This window comes from Formosa sp. S-31 (assembly GCF_051172795.1).
GTDB lineage: Bacteria > Bacteroidota > Bacteroidia > Flavobacteriales > Flavobacteriaceae > Formosa.
This window is the reverse complement of sequence record NZ_JAENDK010000008.1, coordinates 834,028-849,115: the sequence shown is the minus strand read 5'-3', so window position 1 is coordinate 849,115 and position 15,088 is coordinate 834,028. Positions and strand designations below refer to the sequence as shown.

At 38.8% G+C, this 15,088-nt stretch carries 11 protein-coding genes; 9 read left to right on the top strand and 2 right to left on the bottom strand.

Annotated features, from left to right (window positions below):
* Positions 1 to 2 precede the first annotated feature (2 nt).
* Positions 3 to 1,019 carry a LacI family DNA-binding transcriptional regulator gene (locus I3217_RS13290; RefSeq protein WP_435050250.1) on the bottom strand — a complete coding sequence of 339 codons (1,017 nt, stop codon included), beginning with the start codon at positions 1,017 to 1,019 and terminating at the stop codon, positions 3 to 5.
* A 294-nt stretch (positions 1,020 to 1,313) separates the two neighbouring features.
* Here I3217_RS13290 and I3217_RS13285 point away from each other — a divergent pair, with 294 nt between their 5' ends.
* From I3217_RS13285 to I3217_RS13245, 9 genes are all read left to right on the top strand, one after another.
* On the top strand, positions 1,314 to 2,759 hold the full coding sequence (locus I3217_RS13285; RefSeq protein WP_435050249.1) for a glycoside hydrolase family 28 protein: 1,446 nt from the start codon (positions 1,314 to 1,316) through the stop codon (positions 2,757 to 2,759).
* 63 nt (positions 2,760 to 2,822) lie between these two features.
* The gene (locus I3217_RS13280) at positions 2,823 to 5,927 is read left to right on the top strand and encodes a SusC/RagA family TonB-linked outer membrane protein (RefSeq protein WP_435050248.1); all 3,105 of its coding nucleotides are present in this window, start codon (positions 2,823 to 2,825) and stop codon (positions 5,925 to 5,927) included.
* An 11-nt stretch (positions 5,928 to 5,938) separates the two neighbouring features.
* Complete coding sequence (locus I3217_RS13275) at positions 5,939 to 7,546, top strand: RagB/SusD family nutrient uptake outer membrane protein (RefSeq protein ID WP_435050247.1); 1,608 nt, start codon at positions 5,939 to 5,941, stop codon at positions 7,544 to 7,546.
* Positions 7,547 to 7,643: 97 nt separating this feature from the next.
* Positions 7,644 to 8,573, top strand: coding sequence for an alpha/beta hydrolase fold domain-containing protein (locus tag I3217_RS13270; protein WP_435050246.1), 930 nt, complete (start codon positions 7,644 to 7,646; stop codon positions 8,571 to 8,573).
* A gap of 10 nt (positions 8,574 to 8,583) precedes the next feature.
* Positions 8,584 to 9,609: a DUF4861 family protein gene (locus I3217_RS13265; protein WP_435050245.1), complete on the top strand. Its 1,026-nt coding sequence runs from the start codon at positions 8,584 to 8,586 to the stop codon at positions 9,607 to 9,609.
* A 4-nt stretch (positions 9,610 to 9,613) separates the two neighbouring features.
* Entirely contained in the window at positions 9,614 to 10,840 is a 1,227-nt protein-coding gene (locus I3217_RS13260; RefSeq protein WP_435050244.1) for a glycoside hydrolase family 88/105 protein, read from the top strand.
* 111 nt (positions 10,841 to 10,951) lie between these two features.
* Positions 10,952 to 12,964 carry a pectate lyase gene (gene pelA / locus I3217_RS13255; RefSeq protein ID WP_435050243.1) on the top strand — a complete coding sequence of 671 codons (2,013 nt, stop codon included), beginning with the start codon at positions 10,952 to 10,954 and terminating at the stop codon, positions 12,962 to 12,964.
* Complete coding sequence (locus I3217_RS13250; protein WP_435050242.1) at positions 12,952 to 13,728, top strand: rhamnogalacturonan acetylesterase; 777 nt, start codon at positions 12,952 to 12,954, stop codon at positions 13,726 to 13,728. Before pelA ends, I3217_RS13250 begins: the two co-directional genes overlap by 13 nt.
* 1 nt (position 13,729) lies before the next feature.
* The gene (locus I3217_RS13245; protein WP_435050241.1) at positions 13,730 to 14,683 is read left to right on the top strand and encodes an alpha/beta hydrolase; all 954 of its coding nucleotides are present in this window, start codon (positions 13,730 to 13,732) and stop codon (positions 14,681 to 14,683) included.
* Here I3217_RS13245 and I3217_RS13240 read toward each other — a convergent pair.
* Positions 14,680 to 15,066 (bottom strand): VOC family protein, encoded by a 387-nt coding sequence (locus I3217_RS13240; RefSeq protein WP_435050240.1) that lies wholly within the window; start codon positions 15,064 to 15,066, stop codon positions 14,680 to 14,682. The genes I3217_RS13245 and I3217_RS13240 overlap by 4 nt on opposite strands.
* Positions 15,067 to 15,088 lie beyond the last annotated feature (22 nt).

The window sequence follows — 15,088 nt, the reverse complement described above, 5'->3', positions numbered from 1 at the left end:
AATTACTTCTTTAAAGAAGAATCTCTAATTAATAATTGAGGAGAAAGTTCGACTTTCTTCTCAATTTTTATTTTCGGATTTTTTACCTGCTCCAGAAACACACGAGCAGAAACTCGTCCCATTTCCATAGCACATTGATCTACAGAACTTATGGTAGATTCCATAAACTTAGTAAAAGGCTCATTACTAAATCCTACAACACTTATATCCTCAGGAATACTCAAACCGTGCTCCTTAAACTTTTGAATAACGCCTAAAGCCACAAAATCACTCGAAGAAAACACAGCATCGGGTACAACTTTCATCTTTAACAGCTCCTCTGCTGCCTTTTGACCGGCCTCTGTATCACTTTTTGTAATAATCACATAATCCGGATTAAAAGGAATACCCGAAGCTTCTAAAGCAGCTTTATAGCCTTCAAAACGATCCTTATAGATTTCCAGTTTTGTATCGCCGCCTATATGAACTATACGTCTGCATCCCTGATCGATTAAATGTTTAGTAGCATCATAGCCGCCCTGATAATCATCAATAGTGACACTACTTACTCCTTTTAACTTTGCACGTCTGTCGAAAAAAACCAGTGGTATATGCTTATCCAGAATACGCTCAAAATGTTCTGTTTTTGTCGTTTGTTTGGAAACTGACATCAGAACCCCGTCTACCTGCGCATTTAACAAATTACTAATGGTGTCTATCTCCTTTTGTTCTTCCTCGTGTGTCTGACAAATAATTACATGATAACCTTTAGGATACAGCTCTTCTTCTATACCCCGAATAACAGAGGAAAAGAAATTTCTGTTTATATAAGGTACAATAACCCCAACATTGTTACTCTTCCCACTCTTTAATGCTAAAGCCAGTTTATTTTGCTTATAGTTCATCTCTTTGGCTGTTTTTAAAACCAAAAGACGTGTTGCTTCACTAATTTTAGGATTGTTATTTAAAGCCCTTGATACCGTAGCTGCAGTAATATTAAGTCGCTTAGCAATGTCGTAGATCGTAACTTTTTCGTTCATTCTGCAAGATTAACAATAAAAACGTTCAGGTTAAAAAAATTGGTTCTTAAATTAATGTTATCGATTACATAATTATACATTAAAATCGGTAACAAATTGAAAAAATCGTTTTAACATTGTTAAATATATAATATAAAGCCGATATAGTTTACATTTTACATAAAAAATATACTTTAAATTACATAATTACCATATTTATCTAAAATAAATTTGTTTTTTGATACTAAATGTTTAGCTTCGTGTAATCGATTACATGTGAAATTGTAACAAATAATTAACAAAGTGCTAATATACATGGGGGATTCAGGCTTTTTTAGTAATTATTGTAGTGAAAAATTAACAATCTACTTGTCGCTTTTCACTGTAATTTTCTTTCAAATACAGGGAACGGCTCAAAATTCAGACTATACTTCTACTCCATGGGCTCAGGCCGACCTAATTTCTAAAACGGTAAAAGTACCAGCATTTAAATCGAAAACGTATAACATTACCAATTTTGGTGCTACCGCTAACGATTCCAATTCCGACACTCAGGCCATTAAAGCAGCTATTGCCACCTGTACTAAAAATGGAGGCGGAAAGGTAATAATACCAGAAGGCATTTTCCTTTCCGGACCAATCCATCTCGAGGATAATGTAAATCTACATTTAGAAACAGGGAGCGAAATCCAATTTAGTTCCAATCCTAATGATTACTACCCATTGGTACACACCTCCTTTGAAGGTAATGAACTCATGAATTACTCACCATTGATTTATGCCAAAGGCAAAAAAAATATAGCCATTACTGGTAACGGAATCTTGAACGGAAATGCCAGCAAAGATAATTGGTGGCCTTGGGTTGGAAAAGACACCTACGGTTGGGTGGAGGGTAATCCATCACAGCACTTACCTGAAAACAGAGATCGATTAGTTGAAATGGCTGAAAACAATGTTCCTGTTTCTGAGCGAATTTTTGGAAATGGTCATTACTTACGACCTGCATTTATACAGCCTTTAGAATGTGAAAATATTTTAATTCAGGATGTTAAAATAATAAATGCTCCGTTTTGGGTGATTCATCCTTTAAAATCCCAAAACATAATTGTTGATGGTGTTACTGTTGAAAGTCACGGTCCGAATAACGATGGCTGCGATCCGGAGTACTCTAAAAATATAATCATTAAAAACTGTATTTTCAATACTGGAGACGACTGTATTGCCATAAAATCAGGACGTAATGACGAAGGACGTCGTGTAGCTATTGCCAGTGAGAACATTCTGGTACAAAACTGCAAAATGATCGATGGTCACGGTGGTGTGGTAATGGGTAGCGAAATTTCGGCTGGCGTTCGCAACGTATTTGTTGAAAACTGCGAAATGGACAGCCCGAATCTTGACCGTGCTATACGTATAAAAACAAACTCTAAACGCGGCGGCTTTGTCGAAAACGTTTTCGTTAGAAATCTTAAGGTTGGTCAGGTAAAAGAAGCTGTTTTAAAAATCAATCTGTTTTACGGGATTTACAAAAATCAGTCAGGAACAAACTTCCCTAAAATCAAAAATATAAATCTGGAAAACATAACTGTCGACAATGGTGGTAAATATGGTATTCTGGCTCTGGGGCACAAAGACTACCCGATTGAAGATGTTACCTTAAAAAATGTAACCATAAACACGGTTGGCCAGACCCAAAAAGTTGAACACGTAGATAACCTTAAATTAATAAATACACACATAAATCAAACAGAAACAAATTAAATGACAAATGAACCACTAAAACAAACAATCAAAACTTAATTCGAAACTAACAATTCACTAATTATGAAATTTAATACTCTAACTTTTAACTATCAGAGGTCCTTAAACAAATACTTATGTATTCTGGCCTTTTTGATTTGCAATGTAACTTTTGCCCAGCAAAAGTTAACCGTTAGCGGTGTAATTACAGACACCGACAGTAATATGCCTTTACCGGGAGTTAATATTATTGAAAAAAACACATCTAACGGTACTACTACTGATTTTGACGGAAATTATTCCTTATCGGTAGCCTCTAATGGTATTTTGGTCGTTAGTTATTTAGGCTACAAAACCCAGGAAATTAATGTTTCTGGGCAAACATCGATCAACATTTCTTTAGCACCAGATCTGGAAGAACTTAACGAAGTGGTTCTTGTAGGATACGGTACCCAAAAGAAAAAGGATTTAACCGGATCTGTAGGTAGTATGGATGCCCAGTTAATCACCGAAAGAAATGTTACCAGCCCTATGGAAGCCATGCAGGGTAACGTTGCCGGGGTAGTAATCTCTAACTCTTCAGGTAGAACAGGGGATGGATTTGACATTACTATTCGTGGTAACAACTCATTCTTCGAAGACTCAGACCCTTTATACGTGGTAGACGGAGTAATTACCAATGGTATTGACTTCTTAAACCCAAACGACATCCAGAGTATCGACATCTTAAAAGATGCCTCATCTACCGCTATTTACGGTTCCAGAGGTTCTAATGGGGTTGTTTTAGTAACCACTAAAAATGGTGCCGGAGCCAAGAGTAAGTTAACCGTATCTTACGAAACATTTTACGGTTTAAAAAATACTGCACGTTTACCAAAAATGATGGATACTGCCGAGTGGGTAGACTATCATAAATCGGCGTATTTAGCAACTACAGATGGAGGTAACCCAATGAACATTTCTCCTGAGCGTTTAGATCAGGTAGTATTCGGTACTTCAAACACCCTTTTACAGGAACGCTACTTAAACAACGAAACCTTCGACTGGTATGATGCCGTTTTAAAAACAGGTACTCAGTCTAACAATTTCTTATCTATTTCAGGTAGAGCCGACAATGGCCTAGGCTATAATGTTGGTGTTGGGGTACAAACAGAAACCGGAAACATTGAAAATGAATCTTTAGACAAATACACTTTTAAATCGAGTGTTAATCACAGAATAAACGACAAATTCTCTACAGGAGCCAGCATTACCTTCGCGTTAAGCGAAATAGAACGCGGAAGCCAGTACGCCATGCGTGAAGCCTTCCGTTTAGCCCCTGCGATGACGCCTTACGACTTAGACGGAAACTTATTCCCGCAGCCGGGGAAACTGGTAGACGCTAACGGCGATTACTTAATTAACAAAACCAGTACGTACAACCCCTTAATGGAAATTGCAAATTCATCTGATGAAACCAAGCGTTATAACATGATTGGTAATGTGTTTGCAGAATACAGCCCTTTAGAGTGGTTATCTTTCCGTTCTACGTTCTCTGCCGGATACGACAGCTGGAGACGTGGTAGAGCCTGGGGTCCACAAACCAATACAGGTATTTCCAACAACGATTTAGCTTCTGCCGAAATGGAAAAGAGATCGAATTTTAACTATACCTGGGACAACCAGATGAATATCGATCGTACGTTTAACGATAAACATACTATTAGTTTCCTTGCCCTTCAAAGTATCTATTCTACAGAGACAGAAGGTTCAACCATGAGCTCGAGAAATATGCCTTTCGATACAGATTTCTACAATATGGGATCTGGTGAGCAATCTACGTTTGGTTTAGGCTCTTATTTCTATAAAGAAACATTGGCATCTTTTGCTTTACGTTTAAATTATTCCTTCTTAGACCGTTATTTATTCACCTTCTCAAACAGATGGGATGGTTCGTCTAAATTCGCTGATGGTAACAAATGGGATTCTTTCCCTTCTGCAGCATTCGCATGGCGTTTAAGCGAAGAATCTTTCATGCAAAATGTAGACTTTGTTTCCGACTTTAAATTTAGAGTGAGCTGGGGTTACACGGGTAACAACGGAATTTCACCATACTCTACTGTAAACATCTTAGATCAGCAACGCTATTACGAATTAGGAGGTTCTACAGCTAACGGATGGTTGCCAGGAGACCTTTCTAACAGCAGCTTAGTCTGGGAAAAAACAAGAGAATTTAACTTTGGTATTGACTACGGATTCTTTAACCAACGTATTTTCGGTTCGGTAGATATTTACGACAGATTATCTGAAGATTTACTATTCGGACAAAAACTACCAATAGAATCTGGCTGGGACAGCACAAATTCAAATATAGGATCTATCTCTAACAAAGGGGTTGAAGTAGGACTTACTACTGTAAACATTAAAACCGATAAAGTGAGATGGAAAACCACCTTCACCTTTGCTAAAAACAACAACAAAGTGGAAGAAATTTACGGTGACGGCGCAGACGATATAGGTAACAATCTATTTGTTGGTGAAGCTTTAGGATCTATTTACGATTATAAATTTAACGGCATCTGGCAGGCTAACGAAAGAGATGAAGCAGCCTCTTACGGTCAAAAAGAAGGACAAGTTAAGGTGTTAGACATTTCAGGTGCTGATGGTGTGCCGGACGGAAAAATAACAGGAGATTACGACCGAATGATTTTAGGGTCTACGGTACCAGACTGGACCGGAGGTTTCAACACGACTTTAAATGTCGGACAGTTCGATATGTCTGCCTCTGTAGTAACGAGTCAGGGTTCTTTAATCTACAGTGAATTCCACGCCAACTTTACCAACACAACAGACCGCGGACGTCAAAAACTAGCCGGTTTAGATTATTATGTACCAGAAAACACCGCTGGTGTAGCATCAAATTTCTCAAATAAATACCCACAAGGTAGAAATGCAGGACAATTTGATGGCGTTCAAAACTACCACGATGTTTCCTACGTAAAAGTGAAAAACATCTCGTTTGGTTACACTTTCGACAACGATTTGGCTGAACGATTAAAATTATCTTCACTAAGAGTTTATGCGAATGTTTTAGATCCATTTGTATTCACAGATTACGATGGTTGGGATCCGGAATGGGCAGATGCAAGTTTAAGTGTTGGTCGTGTAGGGTCTATAACTTACCAATTAGGACTTAGTGTGAAATTTTAAAACCAGAAATCATGAAAAAAATATATATAAGTTTAGCAATTTGCGGGTTATTATTTAACTCTTGCGACAAATATCTTGAAGAAGATGTGCGCTCCAATGTAGTTGCCGAAGAATTTTATGTATCTGAAGACGGATACGAAGCTTTGGTAAATGCCAACTATGCTCTTTTAAGCGATATTTACGGAGGAGAGCCTTGGGTATTCTGTGCTGGTACAGACATGTATTCGGAAGGAAGAAACCCTCAACCAATAGAAATTAGTGAATATGCGAATTTAAGTCCTAGTACAGATGAAATAGAAGATTTGTATATTAATGCCTACAACGCCATACAAAAGGCCAATATGGGCTTGTATTATGCCGATGTTACAGAACAAACCGATAATATTAACAGCCGTAAAGGAGAACTAAAATATTTAAGAGCGAATGCCTACTTTTTATTGGTGCAATCCTATGGAGGAGTTGGTTTAATTACCGATTACATTTCGAGCCCTATATTAAGTTTCGATAGAAATTCTGAAGAAGAAGTATACAGTTTCATCATTTCAGAATTAACTGAAGCCATAAATTTAGTGGAAGACGGTGCTTATAACGGTCGCGTAAACAAACGTGCCGTACAACACCTTTTAGCTAAAGTGTATTTAACACGAGGATACTTATCTTTCGGTTCTTCAGACGACTTTAACCAGGCAGCCACTTTAGCCGATGCGGCTATAAACGGTCAGGCCTTAAGCATTCCGTTTAACGACTTATGGCAACCTGGAAACGAAATGAATGCAGAAACTTTATTTTCTGTACAATACAGCGAGGCCATAACCGCTGCAGACCCAACAGGATTAGGGAATTTACAATCTTATTATTTCGGATCTTACCTCGGTGGAGCTGAAGTTGCCGGAGATGCACCTAACCGTAGTTATAACTTAATCGCTACAGACTATGCTATCGACTTGTTTACTGAAAAAGATGCTCGTTGGGAAGGTACTTTTATGATAGAAATCTTTGATCGCTACTACGACTACTACGACAAAAAAGACCATAGTGGTTTAGAAGTTGTAGATTATTATGCGCCGAGCTGGAAATCGACTACTCAAGACAGTTTAGATTATAAAGCCGCGCATCCAAAAGCAACATTCCACAGTTATGGTACTTACAGTGCCAGCATAGTTAGTGGTGACCGCGCTTTAATAACGGCTAAGAAATTTGACGATCCGGACGAGCCATTTTCTAACGGAAGATCAAGTACCAGAGATATTATTTTATCACGCCTTGGTGAAACCTATTTAATTGCCGCAGAAGCCTATTTTAAAGCAGGAAACTCAGGAACAGCTTTAGAACGTTTAAATGAAGTAAGAAGCAGAGCCGGGGTTGACCCAATGACTACTATAGATATAGATGTCATTTTAGATGAAAGAGGCCGTGAATTATTTGGTGAATATCACCGTTGGTTCGACCTGAAACGCACAGGCACTTTGGTTGAAAGAGCCTCGATGTATAACTATTTAGTTAACGAAGAAAACTTTGCAGGAAATAATGGCGAACTTAAAATTTTACGCCCGATTCCTCAAATAGCCATTGACTTAAATCAAAATAACGATTTTACTCAAAACCCGGCTTACGATTAAAATATAGTAATGTTTGTTTGAATTAGTCTTTTGATTTAGGAGCTTGATTTTATCGAGCTCCTAAATCATTTAAAATAACCTCTAAACCCTAACACTCATGTTAAAAAGCCACTACATTTTTTTACTGTTATTATTAGCTAGTAACACAGTGGTTTTTGCTCAAAATCGACCTATCAAAGACACCTCCTACACTATTACATCCGCCTACAACAAAGCCTTAAAAAAATACCCGGATATTAGTATTGCCAAAACACGCGATACTTCAATTGTAAAATACACACCGAATATTGCCTATAAAACAACTCCGAATTACAGTTTGTATTTGGATGCGTTTATCAATACAAAAAACACAAACGCACCTGCGGTAATTTTAATTCATGGCGGCGGCTGGAAATCTGGTTCAAAATCATTATTACATCCTTTAGCATCTGTACTGGCAGCTAACGGATATAATAGTTTTACTATAGAGTACAGATTAGCGCCACAGAATAAATTTCCGGATGCAGTAAGTGATGTATTCGATGCTATTTCATTTATAAAGACACAGGCAGCTACCTATAATATCAACCCGGAACAGCTTATTATTCTGGGCAGTTCTTCGGGAGCACAAATCGCCTCTCTGGTTGCCACTACGGCTCATAAACCTATTTTCACTAAAACACCGGTAAACATTAAAGGCCTTGTAAATATTGATGGCATTCTGGCTTTTAGTCACCCAAAGTCTGAAGAAGGTACTTTGGCAGCAAGTTGGTTAGGCGATACCGAAACCAATAACCCGGAATTATGGAAACAAGCTTCGGCTTTAACCTATGTCGACCAAAACTGTCCCCCGACGCTTTTTATACCAAGCAATTTTGAGCGCTTTCAGGCCGGGCGCGATGAGATGATTGCAATCTTAGAACAACACCATATTTATTATAAAATTTCAGCTGTACACAACGCACCACATACCTTCTGGTTATTTAACCCATGGTTTGATAGCGTAGCTGATTCCACTATAAATTTCTTAAATTATATTCTCAAATAAATAATGCATTATGAAAACAGTTCACCTTATACCTATTGTATCCCTTGCAGCACTTTTCTCCTGTAAAAACAATACAAAACAAGACAATACTGCAGAAACACCTATTGAAGAAACTCCTGTGGTAACAGAAGTTGTAACGCCAAAAACCTACGCCGAAATCTCCATAGCCCAGGGAGGCGAATGGATAGATGGTTCCAGAGGTCATAAAGAATACATCAACAGTACCGGTTTTAAAAATGTATCTGAACTTACCGTACCAAAAGAACATACCGACCATTCCTGGTATATCCGTTACGAAGGTCCGGGCTGGGAAAGCAATAAAGTGGGCTACCGTTTATATTTAGACTGGCGTAATGCCATAGATATTTATGGTAAAGTTACCGATACGCTTGAGCTATACCGTGTTGGTCAGAACGGTTTTGATTCATACCATGAAATGAGCGATTGGGGAATGGACATTCTTAAAGCCGGAAAATCCATGGGAATTGGTTCTATTGGACGTTACGTAAATAACGAAGTGCTTCACTTTAATACCGTAGAGGAAACCACGGCTAAGGTAGAAAACACTCCGGAACAATCCATGGTGTACGTAAATTACAAAGGTTGGGAAACAGCCGGAAAAACCATCGATTTAAAATCAACCTTAAGTATAAAACCAGATTCCAGAATTACCAAACACACTATACAAACTTCTGAAGCTTTGGAAGGCATTTGTACCGGAATTGTAGACCATAAGGTTGGATTAATTAAAAGCGAAAATACCGAAGGTGACTGGGCATACATTGCCACTTACGGCGAGCAGACTCTGGTACCGGATCAGTTAGGTATGGCCTTGTTCTACAAAAAAGATACTGTAGAAAGCTTAAAAGAAGGGAAAGACGACCATCTGGTTATTTTTAAACCAGATACTGCCCCTGTAAGCTTCTATTTTCTGGCTGCCTGGGAAAAAGAGAAAAATGGAATTACCAATGAAGCTGACTTTCTAAGTTACATCAACCAGAAATTAACAGAATTAAACAACAACGATACTTTATAATAACATGAAAAAACCATTAGTATTTCTTTGCGCCCTTACACTTGCATTTACAAGTTGTAAAGACGACAAAAAAGAATCGACACAAACACAAACAACTCAGGAAACAACACCGGAATTAACTGTTCCCGAACATTTAAAATGGTCCGAACGTATGGCCTTATCGGAAATGGAACGCAGCCCGGAATCCTATATGATAGACGACAGAACGGTTGCAAAATGGGACTATGTTCACGGTTTGGTTCTAACCGGTTTTGAGCACTTATACCACAAAACCAAAGACCAGAAATATTTCGATTACGTTAAAGCTTATGCTGATAAATTAATTGACAGCACCGGAACTATTGCCACTTACGAAAAATCGAAATACAACATCGACATGATTGAAGCCGGTAAATTACTGTTCGATCTTTACGAAGACACCAAAGACGAAAAGTATTTACTTGCCATGAAGGCCCTAAAACTACAATTGGAAGAACACCCAAGAACCAGCGAAGGCGGATTCTGGCACAAAAAGATTTATCCAAGCCAGATGTGGCTGGACGGTTTATACATGGGCGCCCCGTTTTATGCGGAATACACGCTTAAATTCGAAGACGGTAAAAACTTAGACGATGTAGCCAAACAGTTTGAACTAATCCAAAAGCACGCCTACGATAAAGAAACAGGGTTATTATATCACGGCTGGGACGAAAGTAAGGCTATGGACTGGGCCGACAAAGAAACCGGTACGTCACCAAATTTCTGGTCACGCTCTTTAGGCTGGTACGCCATGGCTCTTGTAGATGTCCTGGATTATTTTCCGGAAGATCACCCAAAACGCAAAGAACTTATCACCTATCTAAATACACTGGCCGAAGGATTAGCCAAATATCAGGATGACTCCGGATTGTGGTATCAGGTTACCAATATGGGAGATAAAGAAGGAAATTACCTGGAAGCTTCTGGAACTGCCATGTTTGTTTATGCTTTAGCCAAAGGGGTGAACAAGGGATATTTACCTCAGCAATACAAAGCCGTAGCCGAAAAAGGATTTGATGGTATGACCAGAGATTTAATTTTAGTAGCTCCAGACGGACAACTGACTTTAACACAAGTGTGCCAGGTAGCCGGATTAGGTGGAAATCCTTATCGCGATGGTTCCTTTGAATACTATGTAAACGAAAGAAAAAAGGATAACGACCCTAAAGGTGTAGGGCCATTTATTCTTGGCGCCATAGAACTGGACAAATAGTTCAAAATATAAAAACCTAACGGGGTTTACTAATTGCAAACCCCGTTTTTTATAAAATCAAAGGAATAAAATCATCTTAAATTTTTCTTATAGCATTTGAATCGCTTAATCATGTCGTACTTCACACAACAAAAAACATTTAAGACCTTATTATTTTTATTTACCTTTTTCTACTTACCTGTGTGTCATTGTCATGTACAAGCCCAAATTTTAGATCATTCCTGGAGGCATATTGTCTTGGAAATGGATGAAGACTGGTACGGAAGTAAAGACGCTCAAGACATAGCAGATTACGTCCTATTATATCAGAAAGACATTGGAGGCTGGTATAAAAATATTGCTATGCAAACCCCTTTATCTGAATCTGAAAAAGATGAATTAAAGAAATCTAAATCAAAAAGTAAAGGCTGCACTATAGACAACGGCGCCACCTACCTGGAAATGCTGTATTTGTCTAAAGTCTATAAGCACACAAAAAACGAAGCTTACAAAATCGCTTTTTTAAAAGGTGTGGATTATTTGCTAGAGGCGCAGTATGCCAATGGCGGATGGCCACAATTTTACCCGTTAAAAGAGGGTTACTATACTCATATTACCTATAACGACGGCGCTATGGTACACGTCATGTCGCTTTTAAAAGACCTTAGCCAAGGTTCTGAAACCTTAGGCATTACTCTCGATGAAGCCACCAGAGCTAAAACCGAAATGGCTTTTAAAAAAGGCATTTCCTGCATATTAAAAACGCAATACAAACAAGACAGTACACTTACAGGATGGTGTGCCCAACATGACGAAAACACCTTCCTCCCTGCCAAAGCCCGAGCTTATGAATTACCGTCTTTAGGAGGCGTAGACACCGCACAAATCGTTTTATTACTAATGTCGATAGACAATCCTTCAGACGAAGTAAAACGTGCTGTAGATGCCGCAGTGGTGTGGTTAGAAAAAACAAAAATTACCGGTTTAAAAGAAGAACGTTACACAACTGATGACGGTAAAAAAGAAAAACGCTATATCCAGGATCCCGGAGCTAAACCCCTTTGGGCACGATTTATGAATCTGGAAGACAATACTCCCTTTTTCTGCGATCGCGATGGTATAAAAAAAGCGTCAATTATGGATATTGGCAGAGAACGCCGCGTGGGTTATGCCTGGTACAACTCACAACCAAACAAAGTATTAGAAGCCTATCCAAAATGGAAAAAAGCACTTAAACCTACTCCAAAAAACAGTTACAACATAACGGTAGCCCAAGATGGTAGTGGCGATTACACACACATTCAGGATGCTATAAATAATTGCAAATCGTTCCCTTACGACCGTATAACAATACATATCAAAAAAGGAAAATACCTCGAAAAAATTCATGTGTACGAATGGAACCCTAAAATCACCTTTATCGGCGAAGATAAAGCCGAAACCATCATTAGCTATAACGACTATTTTAAAAGTATCAATTTAGGGAGAAATAGCACCTTTCATACGGCTACAGTTCTGGTAGAAGGCAATTACACCCATATTAAAAACTTAACCATAGAAAATGCTTCAGGACCTGTAGGCCAGGCTATAGCCTTAAGCATCAATGCCAATGCCTGTATTATCGAAAATTGTAACATACTGGGTAATCAGGACACGGTTTACCTTACCGGGGAACATCATAAACTATGGTTTAAAAACTGTTTAATTACCGGTACTACCGATTTTATTTTCGGCAACGCTACGGCCCTATTTACAAACTGCGAAATTAAAAGTAAAAGCGATTCTTACATCACGGCAGCTTCGACCGAAAAACATTCCGAATTTGGCTTTGTTTTTCAAAACTGTACCCTTACCGCAACACCAAATGTCCATAAGGTCTATTTAGGCAGACCCTGGCGCTATTATGCGAAAACGGTCTTTCTGGACTGTAATTTAGGAGACCATATTTTACCTGAAGGCTGGCACAACTGGAAAAAAACCGAAGCGGAATCTTTCGGGTTCTATGCTGAATACAATAATACCGGCCCTGGTGCCGAAACGAAAAACCGAGTAAACTGGTCCCATCAACTAAGTAAAAAAGAAGCAAAAACATATACAACAAAAAACATTTTAGGAATTAACTCAGAAACCGAATGGCTGCAATAATATCTTCAAATCGTTCAAAACTTATAGTCTTATTCCTTATCAGCTTAGCATTAACTGCTTTTGGAACTTTGCAAACTAAACCCATCACCGTATTTATGATTGGGGATTCCACCATGGCAAATAAAAAAAATCCCGAAACCAATCCGGAATTTGGATGGGGACAGGTTTTTGCCACCTATTTTAATAAAAATGTTACAGTACAGAATAAAGCTGTTAATGGAAGAAGCACTCGAAGTTTTATTACAGAGGGACGCTGGGACAGTGTTTACAATGCTATAAAACCAGGAGATTATGTATTTATCCAGTTTGGGCATAACGACCAAAAGTTTAAAGATCCTAATCGCTATACCAACCCCTATACTCAATACCGGTACAATCTTGAACGCTTTGTACAAGAAACCCGCAAAAAACAAGGCATTCCTATTTTACTGTCTTCTATAGTACGCAGAAATTTTAATGAATTCGGTACACTGGAAGATACGCACGGCGCTTATCCACTGGTAACGCGAATGGTGGCTAAAGATTTAGACGTTCCATTTATCGACTTACAATGGCTTACCGAAACTCTGGAAATGCAATACGGCCCGGAAGCTTCAGCTGCTTTACATTTACATTTTAAACCCGGAGAAAACTCCTATTTCCCCGACGGCAAAGAGGACAATACCCATTTATCCTTTAAAGGCGCCACAGAAGTTAGCGAACTGGTAATCGAAGCATTACAAAAACAGGTTCCGGAATTAGCAGCCTACTTTAAAACCCGATAATATGAAAATTACAACACTCCTTTACAAAACACCTTTCGTGTATTTATTATGCTTAAGTTTAGGCATGATTACATCTGTATACAGTCAGAACATAAAAACAATTCCCCTCTGGGAAACCGAAATTCCAAACAGTATTTCAAACAGTAATTACAAGGAAGCTCCGGAATATGACAACGATATCCTTTCCAGCACATCCAGAGTTACAACACCTACTTTAACGGTTTACACCCCTGCTCCCGAAACAGCCAACGGTACCGCTGTAGTAGTATGCCCAGGTGGAGGCTACAGTCATCTGGCCATGAACAAAGAAGGATTAAAAGTTGGAAGCTGGCTAAGCCAGTTAGGTATAACCGTATTTGTGTTAAAATACCGCTTACCAAGCGACGATATTATGACTAATAAAACCATTGGGCCACTACAGGATGCTCAGGAAGCTGTGCGCTATGCCCGACGCCATGCCAAGAACTATCATTTAAATCCTGATAAGATTGGTGTTTTAGGATTTTCGGCAGGTGGCCATCTGGCTTCCACACTGTCCACACATTATAACGACGCTGTTTATCAACACGACAATATATCGGCACGACCGGACTTTTCCATATTAATTTATCCTGTAATTTCCATGAAAGACGGCATTACGCACCAGGGTTCTAAAACTTGTTTATTAGGAAAAAACCCAGCTGAAGACACCGTAAACTTCTATTCCAACGAATTGCAGATTACTCCAGACACACCCCCGACTTTTTTAATTCATGCCACAGACGATGGAGCAGTTCCTGTTGAAAACAGCCTGAATTATTACCTGGCTTTAAAAGCCAACAAAGTACCTGCTGAAATGCATATTTTTGAAAAAGGCGGCCATGGTTTCGGGCTAAGTAAACCCGAAATTCATTTGTACTGGCAACCTGCTTGCGAAAACTGGCTGCGTTTACAAAATTTAATACCTGTAAACTAAATCAGCTTTTGAGCACGCTGACACAATTGAAGCGGTAATCCCCAGGGATCTCGAAGCATCACCAGATGCGTTCCTGGTCCCGGCTGCTGCTCTTCTATAAAAGTGGCTCCTGCCACTAACAAGGTGTTTTTATCTTTTTCAGCATCATCCGATTCGAAAGCAAAATGAAAAGTAAGTTGATGTTGCTCATTAAAATCGGTAATGGGCATACTGGGCTGGTAATACAATTCTACCACGACCCTGTTTGTTGCATCGGCTAAAAAGGTCATAAAAGGTGCTTCTTGCTTTTCCAACACTTTTTTCATTCCTAAATGCTGGCAATACCAATCGCTTATGGCTTTAGGGTCTTTTACGTTAATGGCAAAATGTTCGAATGTGTTCATAGAGATTATTTTTCACTTTAAA